The organism is Xanthomarina sp. GH4-25, assembly GCF_045363175.1.
In the GTDB taxonomy this organism is placed as follows: Bacteria; Bacteroidota; Bacteroidia; order Flavobacteriales; family Flavobacteriaceae; genus Xanthomarina.
In genome coordinates this window covers 66,311-78,792 of the sequence record NZ_JBJFLO010000006.1, presented here as the reverse complement: position 1 = coordinate 78,792, position 12,482 = coordinate 66,311, and the positions used below count along the sequence as shown (strand labels likewise).

Annotated in this window: 10 protein-coding genes; 5 read left to right on the top strand and 5 right to left on the bottom strand. The window is 33.7% G+C overall.

Going from position 1 to position 12,482, the window contains the following annotated elements:
- Positions 1-59: 59 nt before the first annotated feature.
- Together ACI5KZ_RS10030 and ACI5KZ_RS10025 are read right to left on the bottom strand one after the other, a co-directional pair.
- Positions 60-1,073 carry a transporter gene (locus ACI5KZ_RS10030; protein ID WP_406847567.1) on the bottom strand — a complete coding sequence of 338 codons (1,014 nt, stop codon included), beginning with the start codon at positions 1,071-1,073 and terminating at the stop codon, positions 60-62.
- A gap of 582 nt (positions 1,074-1,655) precedes the next feature.
- On the bottom strand, positions 1,656-3,284 hold the full coding sequence (locus ACI5KZ_RS10025) for a hypothetical protein (protein ID WP_406847566.1): 1,629 nt from the start codon (positions 3,282-3,284) through the stop codon (positions 1,656-1,658).
- Between the two features lie 202 nt (positions 3,285-3,486).
- On the opposite strand from ACI5KZ_RS10025, the gene ACI5KZ_RS10020 reads away from it, so the two are divergent.
- Together ACI5KZ_RS10020 and ACI5KZ_RS10015 are read left to right on the top strand one after the other, a co-directional pair.
- Positions 3,487-5,865, top strand: coding sequence for an arylsulfatase (locus ACI5KZ_RS10020; protein ID WP_406847565.1), 2,379 nt, complete (start codon positions 3,487-3,489; stop codon positions 5,863-5,865).
- A gap of 249 nt (positions 5,866-6,114) precedes the next feature.
- Positions 6,115-7,323, top strand: a complete 1,209-nt coding sequence (locus ACI5KZ_RS10015; RefSeq protein WP_406847564.1) for a M24 family metallopeptidase — start codon at positions 6,115-6,117, stop codon at positions 7,321-7,323.
- 15 nt (positions 7,324-7,338) lie between these two features.
- Here ACI5KZ_RS10015 and ACI5KZ_RS10010 read toward each other — a convergent pair whose 3' ends face one another.
- The 3 genes from ACI5KZ_RS10010 to ACI5KZ_RS10000 all read right to left on the bottom strand — a co-directional run bounded on the left by ACI5KZ_RS10010 (position 7,339) and on the right by ACI5KZ_RS10000 (position 10,389).
- Positions 7,339-8,322, bottom strand: a complete 984-nt coding sequence (locus ACI5KZ_RS10010; protein WP_406847563.1) for a DUF3179 domain-containing (seleno)protein — start codon at positions 8,320-8,322, stop codon at positions 7,339-7,341.
- Positions 8,323-8,445: 123 nt separating this feature from the next.
- Positions 8,446-9,054 (bottom strand): peroxiredoxin-like family protein, encoded by a 609-nt coding sequence (locus tag ACI5KZ_RS10005; RefSeq protein ID WP_406847562.1) that lies wholly within the window; start codon positions 9,052-9,054, stop codon positions 8,446-8,448.
- 84 nt (positions 9,055-9,138) lie between these two features.
- Entirely contained in the window at positions 9,139-10,389 is a 1,251-nt protein-coding gene (locus ACI5KZ_RS10000) for a sodium:proton antiporter (RefSeq protein WP_109308508.1), read from the bottom strand.
- A gap of 143 nt (positions 10,390-10,532) precedes the next feature.
- Here ACI5KZ_RS10000 and ACI5KZ_RS09995 point away from each other — a divergent pair, with 143 nt between their 5' ends.
- The 3 genes from ACI5KZ_RS09995 to ACI5KZ_RS09985 are packed head-to-tail and all read left to right on the top strand — an operon-like array spanning position 10,533 to position 12,478.
- Positions 10,533-10,868: an arsenosugar biosynthesis-associated peroxidase-like protein gene (locus ACI5KZ_RS09995; protein WP_109308507.1), complete on the top strand. Its 336-nt coding sequence runs from the start codon at positions 10,533-10,535 to the stop codon at positions 10,866-10,868.
- Positions 10,869-10,926: 58 nt separating this feature from the next.
- The gene (gene arsS / locus ACI5KZ_RS09990) at positions 10,927-11,982 is read left to right on the top strand and encodes an arsenosugar biosynthesis radical SAM (seleno)protein ArsS (protein ID WP_406847561.1); all 1,056 of its coding nucleotides are present in this window, start codon (positions 10,927-10,929) and stop codon (positions 11,980-11,982) included.
- 1 nt (position 11,983) lies between these two features.
- Positions 11,984-12,478 (top strand): rhodanese-like domain-containing protein, encoded by a 495-nt coding sequence (locus ACI5KZ_RS09985; RefSeq protein ID WP_406847560.1) that lies wholly within the window; start codon positions 11,984-11,986, stop codon positions 12,476-12,478.
- The last annotated feature ends 4 nt before the right edge of the window (positions 12,479-12,482 follow it).

The following is a 12,482-nucleotide window of genomic DNA, read 5'->3' as shown; positions in this document are numbered from 1 at the left end:
TAAAAATTGGTATTCTTTCTTAATCTGTATTATTCCGCAAAGCTTTATTAGAAACACCCTCAATTTGTAACAGGAGTATTTGCTTTTTTATTTCCTGTTAAAGCTTGAGTGCTAAAAATGAGATTAACTTGTACGGAATTTTGTTGATAACGCTGTACAGCACCATAACTAAAGCCTAGTTTCCCAATAGCTTGCAGTCGGTTTGACCAAAGCCAATATCCTAATTGAAGACCAACCACACCTAATCTGTCTTTTACAGAATCATCCCAATACACTTGACTGCCTTTATCCTCTGATATTTGCCAGTTGTTACCGCCATATAAGCCAACGGAAAACTTATCATTTAAATATTGTTCAATACCATAATCTAATGAAAACCGATCACCAGGATTCACATTTGAATCTTTAATGTCTCCTGTTAATTCATACGAAGCTCCAAACATGATAGCTAAAGCTTTTGAAGCTTCTCCATTTATTTTTTGAGGATACCAATACCCAAATGTTTGAAATACATGACTCCAATAACCAAGACCAGTATTATCATCTCCTCCTAGTTCAAATTTCCCTGTGGGCGCATAAAACATATAGCCTGCAGTAATATCATAGGTTGGTTTTGACCAACTTAAGTATATTGGCAAGATATTTAAATCGGAAAAACCAGAAACTTTTCCACTCACATTTCCACTTTGTTCATTTCCTGTTATGTTTCCGATACGAGAATATGCTAAATTGGTACTCACCCCAATATAAGGTACAGATATCCCTCCAATATAAGTAGCTCCCAATAATTTCTTTTTAGATACGTAGATAAGAAAAGGTGCATTAAAATAACCATCAACCTCCGAATTTAAATCAACAGCACCAATTTTTTTTACTTCATCTCCATCGGAACCATAAAATTTATTCCCATATTGGTATACATTATAATCTAATGCTATTAAGCCACTTACGGGTGCTGGGTTGGCAAAGTCTCTAACGCTTAAATACCCTGGCATATAATGTCCTGTCTGAAGGGGTGATACATAATTTGAGGTGTTTTGACCATATATGGTACTGTTGATTGTGAAAATCAATAAAAATAAAATCAGGTGATTAAAAATTCTAAAGCAGGAAAGCTTTTTAAACAATGTAAATAGATGAGTTGAATTGGTCATTTTTTTGTATTTATAATTTTTGAAAAAGTTGGTTTATTATAAAAAAGTCGTGAATAAGCCTTCTAAGATTGCATTTATTTGATAATAGTTTGTTTAATTTCTTTATAGAGACTTCTTTTTAAATCTTCATATTCCTTAAGCTGCTCAATAGTCTTGATCTTTTCTTTTTTTATATCTAAGATCTTATTAATGCATATTAAATAATCATTGCATAGATCTTGAAAGTTTTCATCGGTCTGAAACAAAAAATCGATTTTATCCTCAAAATCTGGATACAATTGAACAATTAAATGAATGTCATGATGCATAAATTCTAATTTAAAACATCAATAAAAGTACGTAAGCTTTTTCATTTTATCCTTGTTACACGGTTACTTAACAGTTAAACGAATACTAAGAATTAATCACGTAAATCTAAACGTCAATGAAATATAACGTATTGAAGAAAACCTTTAAAATTTAAATTATTTGGGCTAAGAATGATATTTAATCCTTGAAGACTCAAGACGTCTTTAACCCTGCCATTGTAACGCCTTTTGCAATGTTATTGATGAGATCATGGTCTAGTAATAAAGCTTCTAGATGCAAATTGATTTCAGAAAGTATAGGCTGAAATTTTTGGTTTAATATTTGAATTTCTTTTTGAACATCTGAAATCAAACCCAATTGGCCTTTTACTGCAGTATTTAATAAGGGATCTAGAAACACATCTTCAGAAGCATTCATTTTTTGAGCAGCTTTGAGGGCTTCATTGTAATCTTCATTTTTATAATGTATAAAGAAGAATCCAAGGTAATACCACCACGGACAATATGGGTTAAGATTTAATGCACGTTTAAGCAAAACATGAGACTGTTTATATTCGCCTGCACATATAAGCGAAAACCCAATATCACCCATGGCAGAAGCAGATAGTGGACCTAATTCCATACTGTATTCTAAAGCTTTGATTGCTTCTTCTTTTTTACCCAAACAAACATTTACCCAACCATTTGCAATATAGGCGTATTGAGAAAGTGGCTCTAATCTTATGGCTTTCTTGATAAGTCGGTAAGCCTCATTAACAGGGTCTTCAATAGTTGGATAGCCAAGTAAGTTCGAATAGGTATATAAATCCGCGAGCATAATTAAGCACATAACGTTAGACCCATCAACCTCTAAAACCTTTTCAAGTGCTTCGCGACTCTTAGCACAAGCTTCCATTGAGCTAGAATGCGTCATTTGTGTATAATAATTCCATAATATGGCATCAAAACTAGATAATCTTTGCTTCATTGTGTCTTTAACACCACTCATTGAGTCACGAATAATGAAACCGTAATGACCACTTAATATAGAAAAAACATCTTCATCAATCTGATCTTGAATATCAATAATCTTATCATTTTCAAGCAAATGAGTATAATCTTTAGACCAAATAAGCTCGCCATTCAAGGTTTCAATCAATCCTACACTCACTCGAATCTCTTTATTGGAGCGTTTCACAGAGCCGTTAACTAAGTAATGAGCTCCTAAATTTGCTCCAACTAAACGTATGTCATCCTCGATAGAAGTGTATTTACGAGCTGAATAATGAGCTATTACTGAAACATCCTCCTCTTTACTAAATATACGGGTTAACTCTTCCCCAAAGCCATCTACAAAAAATTGGTATTCATTATCAGGACATAAATTTCGAAAAGGGAGTATAGCAATTGTAAGTTTTGATCGCGAATGGGGAACCGACTTATTTTTATCTGTTATTATTAGATCTGGCTCAATGGCTATATTACTCCGAAACACAGGGACATAGCTACCTTTAATAACTTCAATTTTAATAGCGTCAGTTTTGCCAATGCTTGTATAATATTCGTCTAACAATCTTCTAAGCCTACCAGCATGAATTCGTACAATAGCATCAGTTTGCGGATTAAAATCAGAAGATTTTCCTAAGGCACTTACTGCAATGGTATATTCCTTTAACCCCTCGGTGTTTCCTTTTATAGTCTCTTCTACTATAAATTTTAAAAAACGAGACAATACAACCGAACGAGAAAACAAATCACTAGTAAGAATTCGATCTAATATTTCAAGAATTTCTTTTTTTGAATAATCTGGTATAGTAAGGTGTTCTTTTGTTTTAGACCCCATTGAAAATCAAAATATAAAATTAGATTAATACAAGAAATTCAAGATAAAAGATTTGACTTCCTTCTACAAATATAGAAAAAAATAAGGCTTATTACTCGTAAATTTATGATTCCATTTAACGGTTAAGTAACTTATTAATCTTGTTTAAGAATTAGAATCTATTTATTTTTAGGTTATATTTAAATACAAACTAATCGATATTATGAAATTTAAAGCTACATTTCTAACCATTCTCTCCTGTGCAGTTCTGTTCTTTTGGACAGATTTTACCCATGCACAAGACGTATTGCCATTTCCGCCAACTCCTTCTGCGAGTGAGGCTGGACTTACCATGCAAACATCCACTTATAACAAACGTGTTGATAAAGATCGCTTGTCAAAAGATGCTCCCAATATTCTTATTGTACTTATTGACGACGCAGGACCTGCAACACCCTCAACTTATGGTGGCGAAATTAATACGCCAACTTTAAGTCGTGTTGCGAACCTAGGAATTTCGTATAATCGATTCCACTCAACAGCCATGTGTTCTCCTACACGTGCTTCCATACTTACAGGAAGAAACCATACGGCTATTGGTAATGGTCAGATAGCAGAGCTTGCAAACGATTGGGATGGTTTTAGTGGTACAATTCCTAAAACTTCTGCGACTATTGCAGAAGTACTAAAAGATTACGGCTACAATACTAGTGCTTTTGGAAAATGGCACAATACACCTGCTGAATTAACGACTTCAAAAGGACCATTTGATTATTGGCCTACTGGCTATGGATTTGAATATTTTTACGGGTTCCTTGCTGGAGAAGCGTCACAGTATGAGCCTCATATGGTTCGTAATACCACTGTTGTAGAACACCCAAAAACGACTCAAGGTCACGACTATTATCACCTTACTGAAGATATAACCGAAGATGCCATAAAGTGGTTAAGAGAACAACAAGCATTTTCGCCGGATAAACCGTTCTTAATGTATTGGGCTCCTGGTGCCATCCATGGACCTCATCATGTTACTAAAGAATGGGCCGATAAATATAAAGGCAAATTTGATGATGGATGGGACAAATACCGAGAAAGAGCTTTTAAAAGACAAAAAGAATTGGGATGGATTCCACAAGATGCTCAATTGACAGAACGAAATGAAACCATGCCAGGATGGGATGAGATTCCAGAATCCGAAAGACCTTTTCAAAGTAGATTAATGGAAGTTTTTGCTGGATTTGGTGAACATACAGACCATAATGTAGGATTACTTATCGACGAAATAGAGAAACAAGGAAAGCTAGATAATACGCTTATTTTCTATATTTGGGGAGATAACGGGTCTTCTGCAGAAGGTCAAAACGGAAGTATTAGTGAGCTCTTGGCACAAAACGGTATTCCAACCACAATTAAACAACATATTGATGCCTTGGATGAGTTAGGAGGCTTAGACGTGTTAGGATCTCCAAAAACAGACAATATGTATAATGCAGGTTGGGCATGGGCAGGTTCTACGCCTTATAAATCAACAAAGTTGATTGCTGCACACTTTGGTGGAACGCGTCAACCACTGGCAGTTTCTTGGCCTAAAAAAATTAAGCACGACAATACACCAAGACCACAGTTCCATCACGTGATTGATATTGTACCTACTATTTACGAGGCTGTAAAAATTGAGGCACCGAATGAGGTAAATGGTTTTCCTCAGGATCCAATTCATGGAGTTAGTATGGATTACACATTTGCCGATCCAAAAGCTGAAGGCACCCGTAAAATGCAATTTTTTGACATTATGGGTAGCCGTGGACTTTATTATGATGGATGGTTTGCATCTGCATTTGGTGTACGAAACCCATGGGTTCCTGGTCTTCCACCAGGAGCAGCCACTTGGAATCCTGAAAATGATACTTGGGAGTTATATAATATTGACAAAGATTGGAGTCAGGCAAATGACCTAGCCAAAACAAATCCAGAAAAGTTGTCAGAAATGAAGAATATGTTCTTGGTAGAATCTGCTAAATACAAAAACCTTCCAATTGGTGGTGGCTTATGGTCTGTAATCTATCATCCAGAAGATGCACCAGCTACGCCTTATACAGACTGGACATTTACTGGTAGAATAGAACGTATGCCAGAGTTTACAGCACCTAAACTTGGCAAATTTGACAATGATGTTAGCATGGAAATTACGGTTCCTGAAAATGCCAACGGCGTATTATATGCGCTTGGAGGATTCTCTGGAGGCCTTTCTTGCTATGTAAAAGATGGTTATTTATGTTATGAATATAATCTTTTCGAAATTAATAGAACTCAGATTAAGTCCAAAACAAAATTGCCAACTGGTAAAGTAAAAATAGATGTGGTTTCCAGATTAACCTCTCCTAAACCAGGGTCATCTATGGATGTTACACTTAAAGTTAATGGAAAAGAGGTCGCAAAAGGAACTGCCCCTATTACAGCACCATTAGTTTTTACAGCTAACGATTGTTTAGATTTTGGTAGCGATTTAGGTTCACCCGTTTCTATTGATTACTATGATGAAGCCCCATTTTCTTATAATGGAACAATAGGTATTTCAAAAGTTTGGTATCCTACAAAATAGTCATCTTTAAAGAATTGATACATTTTAAAACTGAGCAATTTTAGGATTGCTCAGTTTTTTTATCTCGCCTAAATGAAGAATTTTTGACTTTAAAACTCCGTTGATATCAATCTATCAATTAAAATCAAGACATAGCAAAATAATCTATTAAATACACCATCAATGATTTTTGAATTCTTCAATTTTAATTATTATTTAACTTATTTATTATTCAAATTTTAAGACCTTGCATCTTATAATTAAAAAACCATGAACAGCAACAGAGCATACGGAATTGGTGGCAGCACACCAGAAGAAGAACTTTTAAAATTAAGTCCTTTAACTGCTAAACCTGCACCTATTGATGATAAGGAATACCAAAACAGACTAGACAAAGCATGTGACGCTTTAAAATCTAACCAATTAGATGCACTTTATATCAATGCAGGAACCAATTTACAGTATTTTACCAACACCCAATGGAATCCATCCGAACGCTTAGTTGGCGCTCTTCTTTTTGCCGATGGAACTCTACGATATGTAGTGCCAGAATTCGAAATAGGCACTTTCAATGATTTTATTGGTGTAGCTGGCGAATTTATTCCTTGGTTAGAACACGAAAGCCCTATACAAAAAATAGCAGAAGTACTCGCTGAAGGCACACGATTAGCTATAGATGATTCCACGCGCTTTACAGATGTTTCGCGCTTTTTGGAACACAAGAAGTTTAGAATTAGCAGTGCCGAAGTGTTAATTAGAGATATTCGAATGCTTAAAAGCAAAGCCGAAATTGCTCACATCCAATACCCAATGAATTTAACCATGCAAGTACACCAAGCAGTGGCTAGAATTTTAAAACCAGGTATCACTACTAACGAGGTGGAGAGCTTTATTCATCAAGCACATCAAAAATTGGGGATTGAAAGTGGTTCATACTTTTGTATAGTATTGTTCGGTAAAGACTCAAGTTTTCCACATGGTGTTAAATCACCAAAAGCATTAGAAGAAAATGAAATTGTTTTAGTAGATACAGGCTGTAAATACAAGGGCTATCTATCAGATATCACTAGAACTTATGTTTATGGAAACGCAACTGATAAAGAAAGGAAAATCTGGACAAACGAAAAAGCAGCTCAATTGGCAGCTTTTAATGCTGCAAAGCTAGGCCATACTTGTGGTAATATTGACGATCAAGTTAGGATTCAATTAGAAAAAGACGGACTAGGCCCTGCTTACGATTTACCTGGCTTACCACATAGAACAGGTCATGGTATTGGTCTTGAAATCCATGAGCATCCATTTATTGTTAAAGGAAATGACATCAAATTACAACCTGGAATGGCATTTAGTATAGAGCCAATGATTGTGGTACCAGATGCATTTGGCATTCGCTTAGAAGATCATGCATACATGACCGAAGAAGGACCAAAATGGTTTACAGAACCAGCATACAGTATAGATAATCCTTTTGGTGTGTAAGTAATGAATAGGTTATTATTCATTTGGATAAAACAAATGCCCATCAAAAAAATCACGCCAAGCAAACCAAGCAGCCATATAAGAGAATTCTGGTTTTTGTAATGAGATTCCAGTAGCACTATTTCCTAAAATATCATATTTAATATTGTTAGATTTTAAAATATAAGGAAATTCTAAATCATCTAATAATTCAAAATCATCAAAATTTGTTACTTTATATGCATTCATAACTTGTTTTGAAGCATTTCCATAGATAATATATTTTTGACCTCCCTGTATAATAACGTCCTTTCGCTTAGAGTCTCTAAAGTCAGCATATCTAAATGTGTGGACATTATGTAAATTATTTTCAACTATCCCATAGGTTAATTCAGCATCAGAAGGCATTTCTATATCATCATCTTCATCACTAGGCAATTGTGGTACCTTAGCTAATTCTGGTCTATTATATTGTTTTATAACCAGAGCATTAGGATAGTAATCTTTTACCGTTCTCCAAGAGGTTTTAAGTACTGGGATTTTTTCTAATCTTCTATTAGGATTATCTCCATTTATTGCTTTTCCTAACATTTGAGACCAAATTGTTTCTGTGTTTTCATCCCAAGGCGTCATATTTTCTTTATACAAATATCCAGATGCTCTAAATATTTGATCTCTTTTAAATGCAATAGAGCTTTTGGTTATAGGGCAATAACTAAAGGCATAGTCAAAACCATTGTAACTTGTATTAATAATCTCAAATTGATATACAAAATCATTAGGAAAAACCAAAACTGCCGAACCAATTGATACAACACCTACTAAGCTACCATCGCTTAAACTAGTTTCTGAAACTGTTGTAAATTCTGGATTTAAAGACAAAGGAAATAAATTGAAAGCACCAGAAATATCTGATGAATTTACTAACCAATCTCCATTTGAAGTATCACCTTTATTGGAATCATCTGACGAACAATTTAGAAAAGTAATTGCTAAAAATAATAGTAGTATCTGTTTCATAACTTAAAGATTTAAAGAGATTTATATATAAATTATGTCGTCAAATACATTATTACTTACAAAGTTTAACATATTAAAAAACAGACATGTTCAATTTGTCTCATTAAATATAGCTGCTTTTTATTATTCTGCTTTCAAGACTTTCAAACTGGCTAGTAATAATTCTGAGCTTAACCGCACTTTATAATTAGGATTAATATATTCAAACAAAATATCTCCAAAAGTATTTAATATCATAACCGTTGGAACAGGAAGAATATCTGTAGCATCCATTTTTGTTTTGTTTGCAATATACATTTTTGCCATACTTGGAGTTTTAAAACCAATGCCCATATCTTGAATTAATATAGCTTCAGGATCTGCATACAAGTTGTAAGCAACTTTATCTGCTTCCATAGTCGATTTTAAATTCTCATAATGATCTGGACTTATTGCGACTATTTGGTAACCTAGTTCAATGATTTCGTTTTCAGATTCTGCTAAGCTTGATAATTGAGTATTACAGTATGGACACCAACCTCCACGATAAAATACAAGGACAGTTGGTTTTACTTTTATAATATCCTTTAATTGAATTTCATGACCTTCAACATCAAGTAGGTTTGCGTTTGGAATACGTTCTCCAATAAGTAAAGGGCTTATGTCTTCAGCCTTATTAGGTATTTGAGATTGGGCTTTAGTTGCATGTGTAATCCCAAAAATTGTGCATATAAATAATAGTTTTTTGATCATGATTTCAAGTTTTCAAATTGGTCACCCTTCAATTTAAAACCTTACATTCAAAATGGAATTAAATAAAAAAATGATTTATCACAGCTAATTTGGAGTTGGAGCATAACGTTTCACCAATTTACCAAGTGACAATCCTTGAACTACAATAGAGAAAACAACAATAAAATAGGTAATTACCAAAAACAAATCGCGTTCCATGTCCATAGTTAACCCCAAGGCTAACGCTATAGATATGCCTCCACGCAAGCCTCCCCAGGTCATAATCAAATTTGTTTTTGGCGCAAAATCCAATCGTTTTTCAAAAAACTTTACTGGTATTAATAATGACAAATAACGACATAACAACACTAAAGGTATTGCAACGATACCAGCAAACATATAATTTGCTTCAAACGTCAATACCAAAATTTCCATCCCTATAAGCACAAACAAAATAGTATTTAATAATATGTCTAAGAGTTCCCAAAATTTATCGACATAACTTTCAGTTATATGAGACATAGAAGAATTTCTAATGGTATCATTTCCTATAAGTAAGCCTGCAGTAACCATTGCTAAAGGTGCTGATAAATGATACGTTTGTGCAATAACGGTTCCTCCCATAACTGCTGCTAAAGTAATAATAACTTCAATATCATAATCATCAATAGATTTCATTAAGCGATACGTAATCCAACCAATAACGAGACCTAGAACAATACCTCCAATAACCTCAACGGCAAAAAGCTCAAAAATGGCAGAAACTTCAATGTCACCAGTCCCTATTTGTGCAATTTTAAAAATGGTTAAAAACACGACAACACCAACACCGTCATTAAATAAGGATTCTCCAACAATTTTGGCCTCTAATTGCTTAGGTGCTCCAACATTTTTCAAGATACCCAAAACAGCTATCGGATCAGTTGGCGAAATAAGTGCACCAAATAACAGACAATAAATTAATTCAACATTCAAACCTAACAGAGGTAGAATGAAATAAATACCAAAACCAACTAAAAAAGTTGAAGCTAAAACACCTAATGTTGCGAATACTAATACTGGCCAACGTTGAACTCGTAATTGTTCGAAATTAGTATGCAAAGCACCAGCAAATAGCATAAAACTCAACATAACATCTAAAAGTACTTCCTTGAAATCTATTTGTGTGATGATTAACTTTTCGGCTTCTAGCAATGCTGGTGAGCCAAAATAATTTAAAACAAATACGACTAAGGTAAAAACGATGGTTATCATCATTAAACCAATCGTATTTGGAAGCTTTAAAAAGCGCACATTAACATATCCAAAAATAGCCGACATAACTATTAGAATAGCAATAATATTAAAGTAATCCATGAATATATTTTATTTCTCATGCAATATACTATTTTTCGAATTTTTCAAGAGTTGAAAAACCTCATAATTTTATGTAATCTTTAATATATAACTTCGACTTAATACAGTATATTTCATTTTTTCAAACTGAATTCAAACATATTATGCAAAAAACATATTACGATCCAGCAGATCTTAAAAAATTTGGTAAAATATCAGAATGGAACGAAGAACTTGGTTCTAAATTCTTCGACTATTACAACTCTGTTTTTAAGGAAGGAAAACTTTCTGAACGCGAAAAATCGTTAATAGCGTTAGCAGTAGCACACACCATTCAATGCCCATATTGTATAGATGCTTATACTGGTGATGGATTACAACGTGGCATAACTAAAGAAGAAATGATAGAAGCTCTACATGTAGCGGCTGCCATACGTGGTGGTGCATCTTTAGTGCATGGTGTACAAATGATGAATAAAGTTAATAAATTAGACGGTTAAAACTTAAAACCTTTTCTTCATTAATTTCGTAAGCATATTAAATAAGACCCCATAAATAATGGCAACAAAGTCCTTAAAAAAACTAGGAAGCGATTTAGCGCAAAGCAATAGGCAATTAGAAATCCTCTCAAACGGTATTTTTAAAAATGGTGAACTACCTACGTTTAAAGACAAAATTTCAAAAACAAATCAATTTCCTCTTAAAGCAAAAAAATTAGAAATATTACAAATCAATGTTGGTTATATGTGTAATCAAGTTTGCGATCATTGCCATGTAGATGCTGGTCCAGACAGAAAAGAAATTATGACCAGAGACACCATGAAACAATGTCTTGAGGTTATTAAAAAATCTGGTGCACATACTTTAGATTTAACAGGTGGCGCTCCTGAAATGAATCCAGATTTTAGATGGTTTGTCGAAGAAGCTGCTAAAGTTGGTATTAAAGATTTTATAGTTCGATCTAACTTAACCATTATCAGAGCCAATAAAAAGTATCACGATTTACCAGAGTTTTTTAAAAAACACAAGGTTCATGTGATTTCCTCCATGCCACACTGGACTAAAGGAAAAACAGACAAACAAAGAGGTGATGGTGTTTTTGACAAATCAATTAAAGCCTTACAGGATTTAAATGCTATTGGCTATGGTATGCCAGGAAATAACTTAAAATTAGACTTGGTCTACAATCCTTCAGGAGCCTTTTTACCAGGAGATCAAACTGCATTAGAAAAAGACTTTAAAAAAGCATTACTTGAAGATTTTGGCATTCAATTTCATAATTTATTCGCCATAACAAATTTACCTATTGCACGATTTTTAGACTATTTAATAGCATCAGAAAATTACGAAGATTATATGTACTCTCTGGTTGAAGCTTATAATCCTGCTGCTGTTTCTAATGTTATGTGCACAAACACCTTATCCATTAGTTGGGACGGCTATTTGTTTGACTGCGATTTTAACCAGATGCTTGAATTACCTGTAAATAGCAAATCAAAACATATCTCTGAGTATAATGAAGAATTATTAGAAGGACGAGATATTGTTATTTCACAACATTGTTATGGCTGTACAGCTGGAGCAGGAAGTAGCTGTCAAGGAAATATTATTTAATATGAAACAATTATTTTTAACCATACTTATTTTAATCCCATGTATTAGTTTCTCCCAGGAATCACTTTCGGAATTATTAAAGTCACATAACAATCATCATATCCCTTATATCTCAGTAGAAGAATTAGCCATGCCTAAAACACAAGCCATTATTTTAGATGCTCGCGAATTTGAAGAGTATCAGGTAAGTCATATTAAAGATGCCATTCCTGTAGGCTATAATGAATTTAATTTACAACAAACAGCATCTCAACTAAACAACAAACAGCAACAAATAGTTGTGTATTGTACTTTAGGAATTCGTTCAGATAAAATTGCTGAAAAATTAAAAAAATCTGGATATACAAACGTCTATAATTTATATGGAGGTATTTTTGAATGGAAAAACAAAGGTTTTGACGTATACGACTTCTACGAAACAAAAACTGAAAAAATTCATGTCTTTTCACCACAATGGGATAAATGGCTTACATCTGGACAGAAAGTCTATAATTAACTAT

Excerpts from the sequence above, each read along its gene's own strand:
- ACI5KZ_RS10025 (WP_406847566.1), bottom strand. The coding sequence starts at position 3,284 with ATGGGGTCTAAAACAAAAGAACACCTTACTATACCAGATTATTCAAAA.
- ACI5KZ_RS10020 (WP_406847565.1), top strand. The coding sequence starts at position 3,487 with ATGAAATTTAAAGCTACATTTCTAACCATTCTCTCCTGTGCAGTTCTG.
- ACI5KZ_RS10015 (WP_406847564.1), top strand. The coding sequence starts at position 6,115 with ATGAACAGCAACAGAGCATACGGAATTGGTGGCAGCACACCAGAAGAA.
- ACI5KZ_RS10010 (WP_406847563.1), bottom strand. The coding sequence starts at position 8,322 with ATGAAACAGATACTACTATTATTTTTAGCAATTACTTTTCTAAATTGT.
- ACI5KZ_RS10005 (WP_406847562.1), bottom strand. The coding sequence starts at position 9,054 with ATGATCAAAAAACTATTATTTATATGCACAATTTTTGGGATTACACAT.
- ACI5KZ_RS10000 (WP_109308508.1), bottom strand. The coding sequence starts at position 10,389 with ATGGATTACTTTAATATTATTGCTATTCTAATAGTTATGTCGGCTATT.
- ACI5KZ_RS09995 (WP_109308507.1), top strand. The coding sequence starts at position 10,533 with ATGCAAAAAACATATTACGATCCAGCAGATCTTAAAAAATTTGGTAAA.
- arsS (WP_406847561.1), top strand. The coding sequence starts at position 10,927 with ATGGCAACAAAGTCCTTAAAAAAACTAGGAAGCGATTTAGCGCAAAGC.
- ACI5KZ_RS09985 (WP_406847560.1), top strand. The coding sequence starts at position 11,984 with ATGAAACAATTATTTTTAACCATACTTATTTTAATCCCATGTATTAGT.